We start from the raw sequence: 19,282 nt of genomic DNA on the forward strand, positions 1-19,282 counted from the left end.
CACTCTCACTCGTGCCCGCAGACATCGGCACCCGGCTTGCCCGCCTCGAACAACTCGTCCACCGCTCCCTGCGGGCACCTAAACTCGCCAACGCCAGCCTGGAGAACGGCACGCTCGGCGTGTACGACGAGAACGGCTCGTTGCGCGCCCTCATCGGCCAGCAAGCCGACGGCACCACCGGTGTGACCGCCGTCAACGGACCCCGGCCGCCCATCCCGTCCGCGCCAGACGTGCAGCCAGCCCTTGGCGGTGTCCGTGTTACTTGGGACGGCGCGTTCGTCGACGCTGACGCCGCGCCGCTGGACCTGTCCCGCGTGCAGGTGCACCTGCTCGGCTCCCAGGACGCAGAGCCTGATCCGCGGTGGCCCGCCGCGACGATCGAAGCCGCTTCTGGCGCCTCCGTGACCGTCGCCGTGAACGCCTACTGCGAGCTGTGGGTGAGGCTGGTCGCGGTGAACACGTCCGGCACGCCGAGCTTCGCCTCTCCCGCCGTGCTAGCCACACCGCGCCAGGCCGCGTCGGATGATCTGGGCAGTGCGATCGTGCAACAGGGGCACATCGCGCTCGGCGCCATTACCACGGGGCATCTCGCGGTCGGCTCCGTCACGCCCGACCACATCGCTGTCGGGCAGGGCACCAACATGATTCCCGACCCGGGGTTCGAAGGCGCGGCCACTGCCAACACCGTCGCAGCCGGCGGCCCAGCGTGGTCATTCGCGCCGGGCAACCGTACCGGCGTCGGCATCCGTGTCGACTGCACGGCGGACACACCCACCTATCGCACGCTACCGCTGGCGACCGTGCCCATGCTGGCGCACTCTCGTCTGTTTCTCGCCGTCGACATCCTCGTCTCCACCGACCTCGCCGCGCAGGGAGTAAAGCTCCTCGCCCGGTGGGAGACCAGCACCGGCGAGATCCTCGGCTACGGCGTCGCCGAGACCACCCGTCCCGAGCCCAGGGTGTGGCAGCGCATCACGGGGGAGGTCGCCGCACCGCAAGGCACGACGCGCGCAGTGCTGTGCCTGGAGGCTTCCGCAGCCACTGGCGGCTGGGTCGTCTTCGACAACGCCGAAGCCCATGTGGTCTTCGGCGATGCCACCGGCGGTGCCCGCGCGGAGATCGGGCCGCGCGGACTGCGCCTCTTCGACGAGGACGGAGACGAGGTCGTCTCCCTCGTCTCCGGGCAGGCCAACTACCTGACCCTGCGGGACGGCACGACCCGGGTCGCCGCGATCGGCTCCACGGGCGACGCGAGCTTTCAGAACCTGAACGTCGCCGGACAGATAACGATCGGCGGCGACGACCTCGCCATCCTCTACAACGGCCCTCGCGGCCTGGTCGCCGTCGACTGGATGGCCACCTCAGTCAAGACCACCACGGGCACGGAGATGGGCTACGTCGAGCTCGCCTTCGACGCCGAGGACGGCCGCATGTATCGGGTGTCATACGCGGGAACCGCAGAGTGCTCGGCAACCGGTGGCTCGCTGGTCTTGCGACTTCGTACCGGCTACAAGTCCGCGCCGCTGATCTCGTCCACCCAAGTACAAGAGGCCCGGCATCCTCTGACCGCAACCCGACGCTCAGCAGGCCTGGAGTTCGTGTCCTCATGTACACCCACCGGGCTGATCCGGCCCGGCCGCAACCGGCTACTGCTGACGTTCACCAGCGACAGCGGAGCGCCCGCCGGGCAGCAGGTGACCCTGACCGGGGCCAAGGGCCGTCTGGGACACATGACGGTGGAGGACATCGGGGAACAGGTGCCGGAGACCGGCGTGTTCAACACCGGCGGCGCTGTTGTCCCCGACCCGCCGGTGAAGGTCACCCGTACCTACAAGGCCACCTGGTCCGGCAGCTACGCCAACCGATCGGGCTACAACGCCTACTACAAAAACGAGATGGTTAGCGGCTACTTCTCCGCGAACAACGGCACGCAGGCCGCGCTCGTCGGCTTCGGCGGAAGCCTCGCCTCCGATCTGTCCGGGGCCAAGCTCCTCAAGGTCGAGGTGTACTTGTACGCCAACCACTGGTACTACGCCTCCGGCGGCACTGCCGTCCTCAAAGCCCACAGCCACGCCTCCCGGCCCGGCAAGTTCTCCGCCGACCAGAGCGCATCAAAGACGATCACCGGCTGGGCCCGGGCAAGCGGCCGTTGGGTCGACATCACGTCGATCTTCGACTCGACCACGTTCCGCGGCATCGCGGTCGACCCCAACAGCACCAACCAGACCTACTACGGCAAGTTCGACGGCGTCGGCAGCGCACATCCACCGCAGCTGCGGGTCACCTACATCAAGTAACCGGAAGGAACCAACACGCTAGTGCCCGCCCTGTACGGAGACCTCGTCACAAACGGCAGCTTCACCGCCGGCACCGCAGGCTGGTGGTCCGGCGACCCGGCCATGATCACCCTGAACGCACCCGGTACCGGTCTCGAAGCCACAGCGACGACCGACGCAGTCAACCTGTGGGACGCGCCCCTCGGGCAGGACAACATCACGCTGCGCCCCGGGTGCACCTACACGCTGAGCTTCACCGCACGCGCCAGTCAGCCCGGAACGTCACTGCGCGCCCAGGTCGGCCTCGGCGCGGACCCGTGGACCGCGGCCGTGGACCAGACGGTCACCCTGTCCGCGGTTGATCGGCACTTCGTCCTGCCGTTCACCTCGAATCTCGAAACGGCTCAGGCGCAGGTGAGTTTCCAGTTCGGGCAGGGCACCGCGGTCACCGTGCATCTCACCGAGGTCCGGCTCACCTGCTCCACCGCACGTGAGGGGTTCTTCATCGATCCGGACTCCAACGCGGCAAAGTGGGTCGCCGCGAACCCTGACGATCCTCGTGCCGCGAAGATCGGCCAATCAGTCTCCAGGCGGCCGGCGGCTCGGTGGTTCGGTGACTGGAGCAAGGACGTGCGCGCCGAGGTCGACGCCTATGTCACCGCTGCCGCCGCCATCGGAAGGCTGCCGATCCTGACCGCATACAACATGGTCAATCGGGACAATGGCGGCCAATCCAGCGGTGGTGCCGCCTCGCCCGACGAATACCGTGCATGGATTGACGCGTTCGCCGCTGGCATCGGGGATCGACCGGCGATCGTGATCGTGGAGCCGGACTCCCTTGCTCAGCTCGGCAACCTACCAGCCGAAACGGCACGCGCGGAGCGTACGAGCCTGGTCGCCCACGCTGCTGAGGCCCTCGCTGCATGCCCGCTCGTGAGTGCCTACCTCGACGGTGGCAACGCCACCTGGGTCACACCGGATGCGATGGCTGAGCGTCTGTCGGCCGCCCAGGTCTCGAAGGTCCGGGGGTTCGCTGTCGGCGTCGCCAATTTCCACGCGACCGACGTGTCGTGCACCTACGGCCACCAGGTCGCTCAGGCGCTGTCATCGCTCGGCATGCCCGGCGCGCGGTTCGTCATCGACACCTCGCGCAACGGCAACGGTTCCCTGGGGGCCAACGGGCAGCACGTTCACTGGTGCAACCCTGCTGGACGACGCCTCGGTGTGCCCTCGTCCATCGGAGTCGGCGGTGCCGAGTACCTGTTGTGGATCAAGAATGCGGGCGACTCCGACGGCGGGTGCGGCATCGCACCCGACACACCGGCCGGCACGTTCTCCCCCTATCTCGCAGAGCGGCTCATCAACGGCCAGTGACGAGGAGAAGCGCCTCACCTCGTCCTCCGCTCCGCACAGGCGTTTGCTGTCTTGGCCCCCGTACGATCACCAGTGGGGCGGGGCCGCCGGGAGTGATTGCGGTGAGTGTGCCGCCGAGCGCCGAACCCACGCTGTGGGAACTGCACCGTGCCGTGTCTCAGCTGCGTGAGGATCTACGCGGCGACCTCGCCCAACTTGCCGCCCGTCTGGACCAAGTGGTCACTGAGGATGTGTACCGGGCCGACCAGCGTGCGGTCGATCAGCGCATCAGCCAGATCGAGGCCGGCCTGGCTGGGCTGCGCGGCGAGCATGATCAGGCGACGCAGCGTGCCGAGCAACAGCGCCGTGAGGACCAGGCGCAGGCCGCCGCGACGCGGCGGCTCGTGCTCAGTTCATTCGTGTCGCCGCTGCTGTTGATGACCCTGCAGTTGTGGCTCGCGTCGCGCGGCGCGGCCCCGTAGCCGGGGCGACGGAAGCAGTTGAATTTCAGTTCGGGCGTGGGGAGAACAGTGAGCGACGAACGTGGCGATACCTATCAGTGCCGACCATCTCGTTGCCGCGCTGCACGCCGAGGGCGTGCGCGTGGTGGAGCGGTCGGGGTGGAGAACCCACAACAGGAACCACAAGGGGCCGTGGGGGCCGGTGAACGGGGTGATGATCCATCACACCGTGACGTCTGGCACGGCCAACACCGTAAGCATCTGTGAGCGCGGCTACGAAGGGCTCCCAGGCCCGCTGTGCCACGGTGTGATCGCCAAGGACGGCACCGTTCATCTGGTGGGTCACGGCCGCGTCAACCATGCCGGGCGCGGTGATGACGACGTGCTGCGCGCTGTGATCGCGGAACGATCGCTGCCCGCAGCGAACGAGGCGAACACGGACGGCAATACGCACTTCTACGGCTTCGAGTGCGAGAACCTCGGCGATGGCCACGACCCGTGGCCGCCTGCTCAGCTCGACGCGATCGAACGCGCGGCCACTGCACTGTGCCGCATCCACAGCTGGAGCGCGGCGAGCGTGATCGGACATCTTGAGTGGCAGCCCGGAAAGATCGACCCCAAGGGCTTCACCATGGACTGGCTGCGCGAGCGGATCGCGGCCCGGCTGAAGGCCAAGCCCACCGGCACAAGTTCGGACAACGGCTCCAAGGGCAGTAACGGCTCGATGTACGTCGTCAAGGTCGGGGACACGCTCTGCGCTGTCGGAAAGCGGCTGGGCGTGCACTGGGATCACATCGCCCGCGCCAACAAGATCAGCGCCCCGTACGTCATCAAGCCCGGGCAGAAGCTCACCATCCCTGGGAAGCCGTCGGAACGTGCGTACACGCCGCCTCCGTTTCCGGACGGTCTTGCTCCGGGCCGCTCGTCACCGTCTGCCAAGGGCCTTCAGCAGGCGTTGAAGGACACTGGCTGGCTCGACCGCTCAGTGCCGCTCGCCGACAATTACGGACCCCAGACCCAGAAGGCCGTGGCCGCTTTCAACCACAAGCACAGCCTGTTCACCGCCGGCCGCCCCAACGATCCGGTGATTGGCCGGCGCGGCTGGAATCTCCTGCACCGACTTGCCTACGGGACCTGACTACCTTGATCGACTTCATTCATGCTCACAGCACCCGCCTCTATGCCGTCGCCGCGGCAGCACTGTCCTTGATTGCCTATTACGTTCAAGATCTGCCGACCGGACTGATCCTCGCTCTGGTCGCCGCGATCCTGGGCACCGGCGAAGCCGTTCAGCGCGTCGAAGACCGCAAGACGGCCAAGGCTCTTCACCAAGACCCGCCCCTGGCGACACGGCTCTGAGCCGAGGCGCTTGGGCTGCGTGAGTAGCCCGGCCTCCTTCCGACGGTGACGTGATCGACGCCGTCGGAAGGAGGCTTTCCCGTACGCCTTCGCCAACGACACCCGCAAGCCGGGGATCGCTGCCGCAGTGTCCAGCGCCCTTGGATGGCGCCGCCTCAGATCGGACGTGTGGTCGATCTCCGTTCCGGAAGGTGCCCGGCGTCAATGAGCGGCTCAGTTCGGGGGTACCGAACTCGTGAGTTCTCCGGGGCTACCGACCGACTCGGCTGTGCCCTTCTGCTGAATCCCGTACAGCCCGCTCTTCGGGAAGTGGCTGGTTCGGCGGGGCGGCTGCTTCGGACGGGGAGAAGTGCATGAGGTGCCCGGTGTGGGCGGGCTGCTCCAGCCGTGTGCCCGGGTGGGCGGCCAGGTATTCGCGGAACGCTCGGGTCTCGCCGGGAAAGACCCCGTAGTTGTCCACGATCACAATGCCGCCCGGGGACACGAGGGGAACGAGTTCGGTGAGGCAGGTGACGGCTGGCTCGTAGAGGTCGGTGTCGATCATGAGCAGCGAGATGGCGAGTTCGGGATGGGTGGCGACGTACTGGGGGACCGTCTCGCAGACGTCGCCTGGGACCAGCGTCGTGTTCGCTTCGAGCCCGCGGTCCCGGCGGCCCAGGGTCTCAAGGAGCTGGTCTGCTCCGATGCAGTCGAGGCCGGCGACCTGCTGGATGTGGTCGACGATGCGTTGGTCGGATTCGGCCCGGGTACGGGGAAATTCCCCGAATGTGTCGAAGCCGATGAGGGATCGGGTGTGCTCGGTCTCCAGCAGGTGCCGCAGCATCGCCCACATGGTGAAGGATCCCCCGCGGAAGACGCCGCACTCGACTATCGCACCGGGGACCGGGCGGATCCGCTGGTAGATGTCGTAGAGCGCGAGCATCTTGCCGATGCGGCTGGGGCCGCATGTCAGGAGGAAGTCCTGTTCGTGCTGGAATGCTGCGGCCGGATCGGGAAGGTCGATCATGTTGTTCCCTCCTGGGTGAGTGGCTTGGCGGTGGTGCTGGCGCCGGCCCGGCGCGCTGCGGCCGTGAGCAGGTCGATCTGCTCGTCGTCGAACAGGCCGAAGGGCATGCCGAGGGCGCACACGACGTGGTCGACTCCGAGGCTCTTCCATGCGGTGAGCCGGTTGTTCACCTCGTCCGGGGTGCCGATCAGTCCCCGGCTGCGCCACTCCTCGAAGCTGAGACCGTCGAGGTGGCCGCCGGGCACCCAGCGGCGCAGCCTGGTCCATCGCTGGTGGAGATCGGCTTCGTCGGTTCCGATGACGGTGGTGAGGCCGATGGAACGGAGGATCGGGGTACTCGTCCGTGACGATGGCTGTGCCGCGTTCAGCCGGGCGAGGCACCGTCGGTAGTCGGCGGGGGTGGGGTTCCAGGCCAGGTTCCAGCCGTCCGCGATGCGTGCGGCGACGCCCAGAATGCCGCTGCGTTTGCCCCCTACCCAAACCGGCGGTGCCGTGGGACCCAACTGGGTGCGGATCAGGGCGGCGGTCCGTTCCACGCTGGCGAGCCGGTCGGCGGCTGCAGGGAACCGACGACCCGCCGCCGCGAATTCGGCGGGGTTCCAGCCAGCTCCGAGGCCGATGTCGAGGCGTTCTCCGGCGAGATCGGCGACTGTGGCGATCTGATGGACCAGTAGTTCCGGTTCGCGCAGCGGTGCGGGGGTGACCAGGGATCCGAGCCGGATACGGCGGGTGGTCGCGGCGATCGCGGCCATCAGAGTCCAGCAGTCCGGGGAGTGGCGGCGATCCTGAGGGGCGACATCGAGCCAGAGATGGTCCGATACCCAGACCTGGTGCAATCCGGCCTGCTCAGCTCTTTGTGCGTAGGCCAGTGCCTCGCGCGTCCGATGCGCTCCGGCGACCTCTGGAGTGGGGAAGAAGCCGTCGTAGTGGGGTAGTGCCAGGCCGATCGTGATCACGCCGGGCTCCCGTCGGTTTGCGGGTGGATGAAGGGCTTCAACAGCAGGTGCGGACGGTCGGAGTACGAGGAGTCGAGGATCCGGACCGCCTCGCCCAGGAGCGGAGCGAACAGGTGGTGCCTTCCGTCCACGATGACCTGGGGTATTTCCCGGAGCAGGAGCATCGCGGTGTGAACAGCGAGCGCGCCGAGGTCCTGTTCCAGTTCGCCGGGCCGACTCATCCGCCGGAAGACGCGCACCGCCGGAGCGGTCCACCTGGAGAGAACTGCCAGGGATGGAGTGCTGTAGCTGAGATCGAGTGCGGAGCGTGTAGGAGTGAGGCGGCCGTGCGTGCCGGCCAGGAGGTTCTCGACGTACCACCAGCCGACGAGGTGGCTTGTCATCATGCGCCAGTCCTGGTGGTGGCCGGACCACTCCCAGTCCACGAGGTGCCACTGGTTCGCGTGGTCGAGCAGGACGTTGCGAGGTTGGGGGTCTCCGTGGCACGCGACGTGAATAGTGGGTGGTCGGAGGGCTGCCAGCCGATGCAGCATCCGGTCCAGGGATCCGTGGTCCGTGCCGTTGACGATGATGTGGTGCCCGCCGTCGATCGGCAGTCGCAGGCGGTGCGCGGCGTCGTGTAGGCCGTGGCGGGCACGTTCCAGTCGCAGTGCGTGTTTTCTGGTGGCCAACGCGGGTTCGAAGCCTGACCGCGCGGACTGGAGCCACACCCGGCAGAGCGCCTCGGTCACCTCGGTCCACGCCGCGGCTGCCTGGGTGGAGGGCCCGCGGCGGAGGGCGGCATCCGCCAGGGTGGTTACCGAGGGACAGCGGGTGATCAGGGTGTCTGTGCCGTGGTGGTGACCGGCGAAGAGGACCTCAGGGAGCCTGGCGCCGAAGTAGGGGGCGATGGTGTCCCGGGCGCGGGCCTGCTGGGTGGCGGGCACTCGCGGGTTTCGAGCGGTCTTGACGGCCACGAGCGTGCCGTCGGGTCGTTGGACGATGCGGACGAGGGCTCCCGAGGAGCCAGTGCGGACGATGCGGACGGTGTGGGCGGTGCGGGAACTTAAGAGACGCTCCCGCACCGATATACCAGAAGGCATGGATATCCCGGTGGTCTTCAGGGGGCTGTGTTTTCCCTGCTCTTGCGGGCTCGCTCGGCCTTGCGACGCAGCTGGTTGTAGGCGGCGGTCAAGCCCATCGCCTTGCGGGCTTCAAAGACCACCTGCTGCACTTCGCGGCGGGTGCGCTCGGTGCCTTCGACGATGATCTCGTCGACGAGGCCACTCTGTTCCTCGTAGTGTGCGCGGCGCTCCCGCATCGGGTCGAGGAAGCGGTTGATGGCGGCAGCCAGCTTGTCCTTGACCTCCACGTCGCCGACCTTGCCCGCTCGGTAGCGTTCCTTGAGGTCTGCGACCTCCGCGGCGTTGTCGTTGAAGACGTCGTGGTAGATGAAGACGGGGTTGCCCTCCACCGTGCCGGGAATGTCGGCGCGGATCCGCTTGGGGTCGGTGTACATGCCGGCGACCCGCTTGCGGACATCCTCGGCGCTGTCGGAGAGGTAGATGACGTTGCCGATGGACTTGCTCATCTTCCCCTGGCCGTCGGTGCCCACCAGGGTGGGCACGTCGCTCTCGACGAGTTCGGGGACGGGGAAGGTCTCCCCGTAGAGGTAGTTGAACCGGCGGGCGATCTCCCGGGTGACTTCCACGTGGGCGTGGTTGTCTTTGCCGACGGGAACGACGTGCGCCTTGACGCAGAGGATGTCGGCCGCCTGGAGCACGGGGTAGCCGAGCAGGCCGTACGGCATCTCTTCCTTGCCCGCGTCCCGAGCCATGTCCTTCAGGCTGGGCACACGTTCCAGGCGCGGCACGGTCACGAGGTTCTGGAACAGGGCGTTGAGCTCGGTGACCTCGGGGATCGCCGATTGCAGGTAGAAGGTCGCCCGGGCCGGGTCGATGCCGGCCGCTAGGGAGTCCAGGACCATGTCCCGGGCGTTGGTGGAGACCTTGGCGATGTCCTCCCGGGTGTTCTTGGTGGTGAGCATGTGCAGGTCAGCGATGATCAGGAAGGTCTCGTACTTGTGCTGGAGCTGCACCCGGTTGGCGATGCTGCCCACGTAGTGGCCGAGGTGCAGCTTTCCGGTGGGTCGGTCTCCAGTGAGCATGCGCTGGTCAGTCATGGAACTGATGGCCCTTCAAAGGTCTTGTGGATCAACGACGGACGGTGAGATCAGATCCCATTCTCGCCGGTCCTGTCCTGCCGAAGCGCCTCGATTAGTGGTTCGACGAACGGCACGTCGATCAGATGGATCTGCATCCAGCCGGGCATCGCCCAGCGCCGGCCGTCTCGGAACGGCGTCCCACCGTCCCGCAGGCGGCGAGCGACCTGTGCGAAGCGGGTGCCGAGGTTCATCAGAAGGAAGTTCGCCTCGGTCTGGACGTACGCGATGCCGAGGTCCTCTAGGGTTGCCGTGAGCCGGGCCCGGGCTTCGTGGCTGGCCTGTACGGTCCGCTGATGGGACTCGTCGTCCCTCAGCGCGCTGTGGGCCGCGGCGAGCGCCAGCGAGTCCATCGTGTACGGCAGCCGCTGGGAGCGCAGCCGATCGGCCAAGGGCGTGGCTGCGAGTGCATACCCGACTCGCGCGCCGAGCAGGCAGTGAGCCTTGGACATCGATCCGAACAGCACGGTGCGCGGATACCGGCTGAGCAGTCGCGAGGCCGGTTCGATGGGCGTGCGCATGAAGTCGGCGTAGACGAGGTCGAGCAGCACGACGGCGTCATCAGGCAGAGCCTCGAAGAGGCGGTCGAGCAGCTCGGTGACCTGGCCGACGGCTCCCGAAACGGAGTGCGGGACGTCGATGACGCACACTGCCGTGTCCCGGTCGGCCAGACGGACCAAGGCCGCGGCGTCATGGCTGAGGGTGCGCGGGTCCCACGCAGCAGTCTCGTACCGCAGGTGGTGACGCTCGGCGAGCTCTTGGTACAGCTCGAAAGTCGGCTCTGTTGCGACCACCTTTCCACCGGAGCGGGCTTGGATGTGGAAAAGCCAGTCCATGACCTCCGTGGAACCGTGGCCCACCACGACCTGGTCGGGGTGTACTCCGGACCGTTCCGCGATGGCAGTCTCCAGGTCGGTGGCATCGCGGGGTGGCGGACGGTGCAGTCCGCCGGCGGCCCGGCTGACGGCGGGTCCCACCTGCAAGGAGGTGCCTGAGCGCAGGGGTGTCCTGGTGGCGGCGCGGAGCCCGCAGACCACCCCGGTCACGTGCTCCGCCTTGCAGTCCCCGCAGGTCCGACCCGACAGGCAGCCGTCCAGCGCCCGCTGGGCGGTCTCCGGTGGACACAGCAGCTCGATCATGGCGAACGCCGAGCAGCGCGTCGCGTCCCCACCCAGGGCACGCTGCTCCTCGACGCTCGCCCGGCCACCGGTCCGTGAGCGCAGAAACTTACGCTGGACCGTCGCCTCGTCGTCGTCCACGAAGACCACGGAGGACGGCTCGCGGACACTGCCCCGCTCGCCTTCCCGCCGAAGACTTGGGAAGAGCCGGCGGTAGAGCAGCTCCGGAACCTGGGCGTCGACAGCCCGTGCGGCTTGGGGAAGCAGGGCCGAGTGCGGCGCCTGCATGGCGTCGACCAGGGCGACACCTCCCTCCTCCATACCTTGAGGGGTATAGAGGAAGAAGCTGATCATGGCTTCCAGGTCGGTCAGTGCACGCGCTGGTGTACTGCTGTCCCAGCCGTAGAGGCGGCGCATCTTGTCCAGCCGCAGCCCGGACAGCGCCCGGTGCTGCCACCGCCGTAGGTCGGGGCCGTACTCGATGAGATGGTCGGGCACCGAGGCTCCTGCGTAGTGACAGAGTGCCGTGCGGAAGCCGTCGACGATGGACGTGGAATCGACCGAGGCGTCGAACAGCAGAAGGTGCGCACCGCCGTCGGCCATCTGAGCTGCCGTCCGTGCCAGCCCGAGGTGGCCCAGGTGCAGGCGCCGGCCGGCGAACCCTACGCGGATCGGAGAGGTGACCCCGTGGGGAGACGGTTGCGAGCCACCGAACGCCTGGGTCGCCCAGACCTCGCCGGGCAGCACCGACCCTCCTGTCTCCTGCGCCCCGACATCGGGACCGACGACCGGCCGGAGACCGAACTGGCGTGAGCGGTCCTCTTCGAGCGCGGCGGTCTGCCGGTTGCATGCCGCGTGCCATGCTGCGAGGGCCATGGTCATGGCGCACCTCCCCCTTCGGCGATGCCGTGGAGGAACGCCAAGGCCGAGTGCTGTTCGTGGGGCGTTGCGTGAGCGTCCGTTTTGCCGAAGTACACGTCCGGGAAGCCGGGGTCCGCTTCGTGACACACGGCTCCGAAGGCCCAGAACCGGGCCGTGCAACGGGCGCGTTCCCGGTCGGCGTCATCGACTGGTGTGAGCCCGGTGTATACCCAGCAGCCCCCGTGGGTGGCCGCAGGTGCGATGTACCGAGCGGCCCGGAGTGCTTCGAGGTACGTGCGGCGCTGGTGCCCCCACACTCTGGCCATCAGCGGGGGGTTACGAAGGAGCCTGGCCAGGTAGCCCGCAGCATCGGGGTAGAGGTCGAGGAATGCCAGATGGGCGTGGGCGAGCAGCTGGTCCGCGCTCCAGGCCGTGTCCGGCTGTCCCAGGGCGAGCAATTCAGCAAGGGGCGCCAGGAATCGGGCGGTGTGCTGCGAAAGCGACAGATCACGCTCGGGCTGGTCGGTGACGAAGGGACCGAAGAGCTTCAGCGTGAAGTATCCGCCGAACTGGCGCCTCAGTCCGTCGTCTGCCAGATCTTCATGCGACAACACGTAGATCGTCACGGGCGTCGCGTCCCACCAGGCACTTCGCCGGTGCGGCACACTACCGGGGCTGCCGTCGTAGAGGAGAAACGCGTCGAGGTCGCTGCCCTCGCGCCCCTGGCCGAGCGGCAGGCTGCCGTAGAAGACCCACTGCCGGCCCTCGCGAGGTATGTCGGCCACGGCAGGTTCCAGCAGGGTGATGAGATCGGGGATCCGGTCGACGAAGTCCTGGCTGATCGCCGCTTCCACCGGACCGGTCAGCATCCCAGCCACGCCTCCACCTCCTTCAACCATCGGCCGTCAGCGTCGGCCAGCAGACTCCTGACACCAAGCGACCTGGCGGCAGCGACGTTCGCCAGCTTGTCGTCCACATAGAGGGTTTGAGCCAGGTCAGTGCCGCCGAGCAACCGGTCGTACGCCGCCTGGTCCGGCTTGACCGCTCCCGTGATGCTGGAGATCGACACTTCCGAGAAGTGGCCGGTCAGGGCGAGGGCCTCCAACCGAGGTACGAGCCACTCGTGCCGGTGGTTCGAGATCAGGACCAGCCGAGCGTGCCGACTCCAGGACGGGAGCCGGCGGACCGCGGGCAGAGCCCGCATGGACTGGTCGACGACAGTACGCCACTCCGCTGAAGCACTCGCCAGCCCGCAGGCCATGGCCAGGGAGGTCCAGAAAGACGTCTCGTCCATCCGGCCGGCCCACAGGTCGTCGCGGAATCGCTGCCGGAACAGCTGGGCGACCACAGCGGGGTGCAGACCGCTGGAAGCGGCGACGGCGCGGAACAACGGCTCCATGGGCTCGCCCAGCACGACTCCGCAGGCGTCCAAGAGCAGCGTCCGTTCCGGCGAATCGCGCTGCAACTGCGGTTGACTCCTCACGGCATCCTCCCGACCAACTCGTCACCGCCGCCATCGCCGCAGTAGAAGGTCTGCCATCGCGCGACACCGACTTCTCGGGGGACCGCCGGGAAGAGCGGGCGACCGGGCTTCGCCGCCCCCGCCCGGCAGCCGAACACGACGGCGACGAAATGGGTGCGGCCCTGCGCCTCGGCGACGTGAGGGGACGCATCACTGAGAACGACCGGCTTGGATGCAATCGGTACGTCACCCAGTTGGTGTGTAGTGATCGCGGGCGGCCCCATCGGCAAAAGGGGGCCCGACGGCGGATAGCGCATGGTGAGGCTCCATCAGTAGATCGGTGATCCGGTGCAGGACCGAACTCTCCGGCTGGCCGGGCTTCCACGACCCGGAGGCGCCTCGTGGAGGCGTCCGATGGACGAAGGAGAGCGGCTTGGCTGCCACCAGGTCGCAGTGACCGTGCTGATCTTGCGGTGGTGGTTCAACTCTCGCCTTGCGGAAGCGACTTCGGGAGCGTGCACTGAGGGGTGCACTCGTGCACTCCCACGTGCAAACCTCCTGCACCGTGGTTCCGACCTGCGTAGAGTGACCGTGCGTCAAGCTGGCACTACGGCCGTTTTCTGAGGGGCCTGATGACACAACGGAACGCCCGGCTGGCCGCGCTCATGCAGGAAGCCGACTTCTCGCACAAGTCGCTTGCCCGCGCTGTAGTCGCCGCAGCCGCTCTAGCAGGCGAAGACACCACTTGCGATCACACGTACGTCACCCGTTGGCTCAAGGGCTCGATACCGCGCGGGAACATGCCGCAGTTCATCGCCGATGCCATCGGGCGCAAGCTGGGACGCCGCCTCACCATCGACGACATCGGAATGGGCGACGCGGCAGTGTCCGCCATAAAGCCCGACCTAGGGCTCGACTTCGCAGACCGTCCCGAGGCCGCGGTCAAGACCGTGGCCGATCTGTGGCGCGCCGACCTTGCCGAGGCCGAAGCGTTGGTCCGGACACAGCCAGACTCTGCCGCCTGGAACACTGCTGCCCTGCGCTGGCTCGTCGCCCCACCGGACGGAGCCCTGACACAGGCGGGCGACCGGGCCATCGGCGCCATGGACGTTGAAATGGTGCGCGCAACTGCCGACGCATTCAGCATGCTCGATGGGAAGTTCGGCGGTGGCCACGCCCGGCGCGCACTGATTCAGTACCTGCACACGGATGTCCGGCCGATGCTCGACGGGAGGTACTCCGACGCCGTGGGCAAGCAACTGTACTCGGCTGTGGCCGAAGCACTCTTGCTCGCCGGATGGATGTCGTACGACAGCTGCCTGCACGGCATCGCCCAGCGGTACTTCCTCCAGGCTCTTCGCATGACGCAGGCGGCCGGCGACAGGCGCCTGGGCGGAAGCATCCTGTCCGCGATGAGCCACCAGGCCACGTTCATGGGACGGTATGAGGACGCTGCGACTCTCGCCCGAGCCGCGTACACGGGCCCCGGCGCAAGCCTGGGGCCGACGATGGCCGCGCAGTTCCGCGCCATGGAGGCGCGAGCCCTGGCTCGTCTCGGCGACGAGCGAGGCTGTGACCTGGCCCTGGTGGAGGCGGAACGCCAGCTCAGCCAGAGGACAGCCGACAGCGACCCGCCGTACATCGCGTACTTCGACGAGATAGAGCTGGCTGCCGAGATCGGCCACTGCTTCCGAGACCTGGGACGCTCTGCCGAAGCCACGGAGCGGGGCGCAGGCTCCATCTTCGGCAACGGTATGAACACCCGCAGCGACTTCTTCGCGACGATGGTGCAAGCCGAGGCATACATCAACCAAGGTGAGATCGGCCGCGGCTTCGAAATCGCCCTGAGCGCGCTCAGCCTCGGTGAGAGCCTGAAATCGGCGCGCGGTCTGCAGTACGTGCGGGAGTTTCAGGGCCGCGTCACGGACGGCATGCGGCGGGCCGCGGAGTTCCGCGACTTCACGGAACGAGCCCGCCGCTTCCGCCTCTGGCAGGAAGCCGGAATCGCCTAGAACGGCGCCCAAGCCCGCCGCGAACCACCCGACCGCAGCGTCTCAACGCGCTTCTCGACTTCCTCGGCGGCGCGCGGATCCGCGCCGGCGTTCTGCGAAAGCCACGTGACCATCAGGAGTTCGCGGACGCTCCGGAGCACGGTGTACCCGGACCACTGCCGGACGTCGAAGCCGTAACCGTCCGCGAAGTCGGCGTACTCGGCCTCCGTATGCCAGCCGAAGCTGTCGTAATACATGGCCGTCTGTATGAGGTCCCACTCGCGGGGACCGGTTACGAAACCGTCCAGGTCGATGACCTTCGGATGCCCATCGGCGTCTCGCAGGACGTTGCCGACGTTGAAGTCACCGTGCAGATGTCCCGGCGGAAGGACGAAATCCAGCTCCTGGTACTCGGCCGCCAACTCCTCGGCCAGACCTGTTAGATACGCGCGAGTCTCAGCACGGATCGCCGCACGTCCTAGGCGCTGCTTGACCTTGTCGAAGGGACGCAGTTCGGGCAGGGAAAAGCGCGGTGGTTCCAGTCCGTGGAGTCGCCGCAGCAGCTCTCCCATCTCGCGCGTACTGGCGTACTTCTCGCCGTCGGCCAGCCCTTCCCAAAAGGTCACCGGATGCCCCTCGACGACGACGGGCTGTTCAGCTTCCGTGGCGAGCCGCGCCGACGGATAGTCCTCAGCTGCGAGCCATCGTGCTACAGCTACCTCCCGACGCACGGAGGGCAGGCGGTCAGCATGGCGGCCGACGCGGGAGACGACTCGCCCGCCGTCCATGCGGAACACCGCGTGGTCACCGAGTCGCAGCATTTCGATCCCGTCGGGGACCAACCCGGCCAGCCCGCAGGCTCTGCGCAAGATGTTCTCTGCCGTCGCGGAGTCGAACGCGGTTCGTTCGTTCGTCGTCACGCCGTCTGACCTCCTTGTGCCACAGGCAGAACGAGTATCACCCGTCCCTATGCATGGACCGTATCCGCGAAGCTGGCTTATGCGCGCCCCTTACAGAACGAGCGATGCGCCCGGACCATCATTGATGGTCTCGATGTCTGAAGCTCGATGCCAGCGCCACCCACGCTCCGGACGGGTAGCAGACGGAGGTGCCTGGCCAGAGTAGTCCGGTCGTGGAAGCTGCCCTGCTCTTGGCTCTCTGGCGCCATGTTGTTCATGCTCACCGGATCAAGCGGCTCGGGTAAGGCGAACCTCGCTTATGCGCCGGCCGGTCGGCTCGGGAAGATCGCTGTGCGCGACTCCAATGAGCTTGGTGTGTCGGAGGACGCACCGTCACTGGCGCCAGCACATGACCGAGATGTGGGTGCGCCGCGCGTTGGACTACCACGACCTCGGCATCGACCGCTGGACCAGTCTGAGTGACATCTCGGCCGTGATATCACCGCGGAGATAGGGGCTAGGGTGGCGCATGGTCCATGGTGGTCATCCGCCGCTGCCGGGGCTGACAGGTTGTACTGGTTCCTCCGCGGGGCTGCCCGGTGAAGTCGGCGAGCGATCCGTTCACCTACCGGAGATCGCGTTTACGCCATAGCCCTTGCCCGTCGAGAGGTCCAGCCATGTCGCGCCGGCTCGAAGAATCGCCCTACGCGTTCACCGTCCCGCCGCTGGAGGAAGCGGTACCCGTCGCACGAAGCCGCGTTGCGCACCGCGCTGGAGAACTCGGGTTCTCCTTGGATTCCCCCTTGTGCGATGACCTGAGATTGCTGACGACGGAAGTGGTGACGAACTCGATCACGCACACGCAGGCCTCGTGTGTCGTGTGCGTGCGCTGGACCGGCAAGCGGCTACGCGTGGAAGTCACCGACGCTGATCCCGCGCTGGCGAGCTTGTCCCACGCCGAGCCCATGGTAGAGAGCGGACGCGGTCTGCTCCTCGTGGAGGCGTTGGCGGCAACGTGGGGTAGCCAGCCCTGCCCCGCGGGGAAGACGACATGGTTCGAGTTGGCGGTGCCGACTGTTGAGGAATCGTCCATGAATGCGACGATCTCGCATACTTTGGAGGGGGTCCACCAAGCGATCGGCAGCTCTGCCGAAGCCGCTCCCGCCGCGGCTGAGCCAGAGGTCATCGTGCACGCGCCAGCGAAGCTGGAACCTCAGGCTGCTTGAGTCCGACCGACCTGGTTGCTCGTCTCCGCACCGATGAGTCCCTGTGGTCGAAACGGGCACAGGATGCAACATTCAAGAGGGTGGTCGGTAGATCGAGCCCTCAGCGCGGCAGCCCCGATGTGGGCGGCCGTCCTCCTGATCGAGGCGCTTCGGCCGGACCCGACCGGCGAGAATGGCACCTCATCTCACCGTCCGTCGTTGCTCGACAAGGCATGGGATTTACGTTGAGCCATCGACGGCGCTGCGGTGACGGGTGGGGATCTTGCATTCGCTGGAAGTATTCTGCTATCGCTCAGCCGGCACAGCAGAAGGGAAGGCCGTCGTGGCGAAGCCACTGATCGTGGGCCGCAAGGAGTTCGCGAAGATCTACAACGTGGCGCAGACGGCCGTCAGCGATTTGTGGGTGCCTCGGGGCCTGGTCTCCTACGAGGACGCCGCGATCGTTTCCGGCAAGCCGTTCTGGCCCGGTGGCCTGGCGGTGGACTTCGCGCTGCCCCCCGGCAGTCGCGGCCGGCAGTTGGACGAGACCTTGCTCACCGAGTTGGAGAAGGAACAGGGGGCTACGTCCCGTCCGAAGTCGAAGGGCGAGTTGCCGCCTCTCGTGGGCCTTCAGGAGTACGGTGCGCTCTTCGGGGTGACTCAGCAGGTCGTGGCGTCGGCTCGTCGGCGGGGCGGCGAGATGCTGCCGGCCGAGGACTACCTGCTCTCGGGGTCTCCCCTGTGGATGCTCTCGACGGTCCTCGACGCGGCGTCGGAGACCATGAAGCACAGCCGTAAGGGCACGTGGCAGTTGCAGGAGAAGGTCGTTGAGGCTCTCCGTGAAGGCCGGTACGACGGCCCGGGGTCGTCGATAGCGGCACGCGGCAATTACGGCGCGAAGAAGGGCTGACGCTAGGCCTCGCCAACTCACTCGCAGAAGCGTGGCGCTGAGCTGCTGCCTCTAGAGCCTGTCCGGTAGGTCGTGCCGTCTGCGCACCGTCCAGTCCGAGACACCTGCGGAGTTGGTGGACTATCCCCCCTTCGCCGCTCCGCGAAGTACCACTGCCCAGGCCGCAGCTGGTAGGGCTGGGCAGTGGTCCAGTAGGGCTGATCCGGTAAGTCAGCCGTCGAAGCCGTCGTTGGCGAAGGTCGGGTTCAGGGCACCAATCACATTGCCGCTGTTTCCTGTGGCGTTGACTGGCACATGGACTGGCGCCTGAACAAGGTTGCCGGCGCCGACGCCGGGAGAGTTCTCGGCCTTGCCGTCGGCGTCGGCTCCAGAGGCCATTGCAGATCCAGTACTGGTCAGCAGAGCAGCTGCGACCAGGCCGATCGTGACGATGACAGCGCGTGCACGCATGGTTCCTCCTGTGCTGTATGGGTCGCCCGGGTTCTGCACCGTCGGAGGATCCGAGAATCGCCCTTCACCCGAACGGGAGCGCAATCCCATTCCTCCGGGGCAGGTGGCCAGTGCTGTTGACGCGCTCACGTGCAGGTCAGCCGCCCGACCCATCGGACAGGCCCGAGCCCGGTGCAGTGGCGCGTCAGGCTGGAGCGGTTGGGCGCCGCGCCTGCGTGACGGTCGCTTCACTCGATCTCGCTGCTTAGACGGCAGGGAGTAGCCCGCACCCTGGCCGCTCACCGTTCGGTGCTGCGCGCTCCAGGAGTTGCCCCCCCGCATAAAGATAGTAGAATAATTACAACCGGGAGGGGGTGTTCGGTGCAGGCAGACTCGTGGCGCAAAATAGGCTGCGATACATCGAAAGAGGAGGGGGCATGGCCTCAGTGCAGCTCGAACTGCCCATCGCAGCCATCCGCCAGCCGGATCACCCGGCGGGCAAGCTGAGCATCCAGGAGCGATTCGAGGCGTTCCATCAGCTCAACCCTTGGATCCTCCGACACCTGGAGGCTCTTACCGCCGACTGCGTCGAGCGCGGTCTCACGCGGATCGGCATCGGGATGCTGTTCGAGGTTCTGCGCTGGCAGTACGGGATCGCCACACAGGGCGAACCCTGGAAGCTCAACAACGACTTCCGGTCCCGCTACGTGCGACTCCTGCTTGAACTGCACCCCGAGTGGTCTTCCCTGTTCGAGACGCGGAAGATCCACACGGTCTAGTAATAGGTCAGTGCCCA

At 67.1% G+C, this 19,282-nt stretch carries 19 protein-coding genes; 9 read left to right on the forward strand and 10 right to left on the reverse strand.

The genetic code is table 11. The annotated features are described in order from the left end of the window. Nucleotides 1-11 precede the first annotated feature (11 nt). The 5 genes from AVL59_RS32555 (at nucleotide 12) to AVL59_RS32575 (ending at nucleotide 5,449) form a co-directional block, all read left to right on the forward strand. Nucleotides 12-2,297, forward strand: a complete 2,286-nt coding sequence (locus AVL59_RS32555; RefSeq protein ID WP_067311793.1) for a hypothetical protein — start codon at nucleotides 12-14, stop codon at nucleotides 2,295-2,297. A 21-nt stretch (nucleotides 2,298-2,318) separates the two neighbouring features. Then, nucleotides 2,319-3,650, forward strand: a complete 1,332-nt coding sequence (locus AVL59_RS32560; RefSeq protein ID WP_079147130.1) for a glycoside hydrolase family 6 protein — start codon at nucleotides 2,319-2,321, stop codon at nucleotides 3,648-3,650. Nucleotides 3,651-3,751: 101 nt separating this feature from the next. Then, nucleotides 3,752-4,111 (forward strand): hypothetical protein, encoded by a 360-nt coding sequence (locus AVL59_RS32565; RefSeq protein ID WP_067311796.1) that lies wholly within the window; start codon nucleotides 3,752-3,754, stop codon nucleotides 4,109-4,111. Nucleotides 4,112-4,172: 61 nt separating this feature from the next. Further along, nucleotides 4,173-5,228: an N-acetylmuramoyl-L-alanine amidase gene (locus AVL59_RS49700; protein WP_167549308.1), complete on the forward strand. Its 1,056-nt coding sequence runs from the start codon at nucleotides 4,173-4,175 to the stop codon at nucleotides 5,226-5,228. Nucleotides 5,229-5,233: 5 nt separating this feature from the next. Continuing rightward, entirely contained in the window at nucleotides 5,234-5,449 is a 216-nt protein-coding gene (locus AVL59_RS32575; RefSeq protein ID WP_067311799.1) for a hypothetical protein, read from the forward strand. Between the two features lie 250 nt (nucleotides 5,450-5,699). Here the strand turns inward: AVL59_RS32575 and AVL59_RS32580 are convergent, their stop codons facing one another. The 8 genes from AVL59_RS32580 to AVL59_RS32615 are packed head-to-tail and all read right to left on the reverse strand — an operon-like array spanning nucleotide 5,700 to nucleotide 13,369. Further along, nucleotides 5,700-6,455: a TylF/MycF/NovP-related O-methyltransferase gene (locus AVL59_RS32580; protein ID WP_067311801.1), complete on the reverse strand. Its 756-nt coding sequence runs from the start codon at nucleotides 6,453-6,455 to the stop codon at nucleotides 5,700-5,702. Further along, on the reverse strand, nucleotides 6,452-7,411 hold the full coding sequence (locus AVL59_RS52770; RefSeq protein ID WP_067311804.1) for an LLM class flavin-dependent oxidoreductase: 960 nt from the start codon (nucleotides 7,409-7,411) through the stop codon (nucleotides 6,452-6,454). The genes AVL59_RS32580 and AVL59_RS52770 overlap by 4 nt, the downstream gene beginning before the upstream one ends. Then, complete coding sequence (locus AVL59_RS52775) at nucleotides 7,408-8,493, reverse strand: protein kinase family protein (protein WP_159400167.1); 1,086 nt, start codon at nucleotides 8,491-8,493, stop codon at nucleotides 7,408-7,410. Before AVL59_RS52775 ends, AVL59_RS52770 begins: the two co-directional genes overlap by 4 nt. A gap of 17 nt (nucleotides 8,494-8,510) precedes the next feature. Then, nucleotides 8,511-9,572 (reverse strand): tryptophan--tRNA ligase, encoded by a 1,062-nt coding sequence (gene trpS / locus AVL59_RS32595; protein ID WP_067311810.1) that lies wholly within the window; start codon nucleotides 9,570-9,572, stop codon nucleotides 8,511-8,513. Nucleotides 9,573-9,622: 50 nt separating this feature from the next. Beyond that, a complete protein-coding gene (locus AVL59_RS32600; RefSeq protein ID WP_067311813.1) occupies nucleotides 9,623-11,611 on the reverse strand; it encodes an aminotransferase class I/II-fold pyridoxal phosphate-dependent enzyme in 1,989 nt (662 codons plus the stop codon). Continuing rightward, nucleotides 11,608-12,468 (reverse strand): hypothetical protein, encoded by an 861-nt coding sequence (locus AVL59_RS32605; protein ID WP_067311817.1) that lies wholly within the window; start codon nucleotides 12,466-12,468, stop codon nucleotides 11,608-11,610. The genes AVL59_RS32600 and AVL59_RS32605 overlap by 4 nt, the downstream gene beginning before the upstream one ends. After that, nucleotides 12,453-13,055: an HAD hydrolase-like protein gene (locus AVL59_RS32610; protein WP_159400169.1), complete on the reverse strand. Its 603-nt coding sequence runs from the start codon at nucleotides 13,053-13,055 to the stop codon at nucleotides 12,453-12,455. Before AVL59_RS32610 ends, AVL59_RS32605 begins: the two co-directional genes overlap by 16 nt. A gap of 14 nt (nucleotides 13,056-13,069) precedes the next feature. Then, nucleotides 13,070-13,369 (reverse strand): hypothetical protein, encoded by a 300-nt coding sequence (locus AVL59_RS32615; protein ID WP_067311824.1) that lies wholly within the window; start codon nucleotides 13,367-13,369, stop codon nucleotides 13,070-13,072. Between the two features lie 315 nt (nucleotides 13,370-13,684). Between AVL59_RS32615 and AVL59_RS32620 the strand changes: the two genes are divergently transcribed. Continuing rightward, the gene (locus AVL59_RS32620) at nucleotides 13,685-15,064 is read left to right on the forward strand and encodes a hypothetical protein (RefSeq protein WP_067311827.1); all 1,380 of its coding nucleotides are present in this window, start codon (nucleotides 13,685-13,687) and stop codon (nucleotides 15,062-15,064) included. Here the strand turns inward: AVL59_RS32620 and AVL59_RS32625 are convergent. After that, complete coding sequence (locus AVL59_RS32625) at nucleotides 15,061-15,963, reverse strand: phosphotransferase enzyme family protein (RefSeq protein WP_067311830.1); 903 nt, start codon at nucleotides 15,961-15,963, stop codon at nucleotides 15,061-15,063. The genes AVL59_RS32620 and AVL59_RS32625 overlap by 4 nt on opposite strands. A gap of 656 nt (nucleotides 15,964-16,619) precedes the next feature. Here AVL59_RS32625 and AVL59_RS32630 point away from each other — a divergent pair. Beyond that, nucleotides 16,620-17,168 (forward strand): ATP-binding protein, encoded by a 549-nt coding sequence (locus AVL59_RS32630; RefSeq protein WP_067311832.1) that lies wholly within the window; start codon nucleotides 16,620-16,622, stop codon nucleotides 17,166-17,168. Nucleotides 17,169-17,490: 322 nt separating this feature from the next. Next, nucleotides 17,491-18,057, forward strand: a complete 567-nt coding sequence (locus AVL59_RS32635; protein WP_067311835.1) for a hypothetical protein — start codon at nucleotides 17,491-17,493, stop codon at nucleotides 18,055-18,057. A 210-nt stretch (nucleotides 18,058-18,267) separates the two neighbouring features. On the opposite strand, the gene AVL59_RS32640 is transcribed toward AVL59_RS32635, so the two are convergent. Continuing rightward, entirely contained in the window at nucleotides 18,268-18,507 is a 240-nt protein-coding gene (locus AVL59_RS32640) for a chaplin (RefSeq protein WP_067311838.1), read from the reverse strand. A 416-nt stretch (nucleotides 18,508-18,923) separates the two neighbouring features. Between AVL59_RS32640 and AVL59_RS32645 the strand changes: the two genes are divergently transcribed. After that, entirely contained in the window at nucleotides 18,924-19,265 is a 342-nt protein-coding gene (locus tag AVL59_RS32645) for a hypothetical protein (RefSeq protein ID WP_067311841.1), read from the forward strand. Nucleotides 19,266-19,282: the final 17 nt, after the last annotated feature.

It is taken from the genome of Streptomyces griseochromogenes, from assembly GCF_001542625.1.
Taxonomy (GTDB): domain Bacteria; phylum Actinomycetota; class Actinomycetes; order Streptomycetales; family Streptomycetaceae; genus Streptomyces; species Streptomyces griseochromogenes.

Bases quoted from the DNA above. Each gene is read 5' to 3' on its own strand.
- AVL59_RS32580 (WP_067311801.1), bottom strand. From the start codon at position 6,455: ATGATCGACCTTCCCGATCCGGCCGCAGCATTCCAGCACGAACAGGAC.
- AVL59_RS52775 (WP_159400167.1), bottom strand. From the start codon at position 8,493: ATGCCTTCTGGTATATCGGTGCGGGAGCGTCTCTTAAGTTCCCGCACC.
- trpS (WP_067311810.1), bottom strand. From the start codon at position 9,572: ATGACTGACCAGCGCATGCTCACTGGAGACCGACCCACCGGAAAGCTG.
- AVL59_RS32600 (WP_067311813.1), bottom strand. From the start codon at position 11,611: ATGACCATGGCCCTCGCAGCATGGCACGCGGCATGCAACCGGCAGACC.
- AVL59_RS32615 (WP_067311824.1), bottom strand. From the start codon at position 13,369: ATGCGCTATCCGCCGTCGGGCCCCCTTTTGCCGATGGGGCCGCCCGCG.
- AVL59_RS32620 (WP_067311827.1), top strand. From the start codon at position 13,685: ATGACACAACGGAACGCCCGGCTGGCCGCGCTCATGCAGGAAGCCGAC.
- AVL59_RS32630 (WP_067311832.1), top strand. From the start codon at position 16,620: ATGTCGCGCCGGCTCGAAGAATCGCCCTACGCGTTCACCGTCCCGCCG.
- AVL59_RS32640 (WP_067311838.1), bottom strand. From the start codon at position 18,507: ATGCGTGCACGCGCTGTCATCGTCACGATCGGCCTGGTCGCAGCTGCT.
- AVL59_RS32645 (WP_067311841.1), top strand. From the start codon at position 18,924: ATGGCCTCAGTGCAGCTCGAACTGCCCATCGCAGCCATCCGCCAGCCG.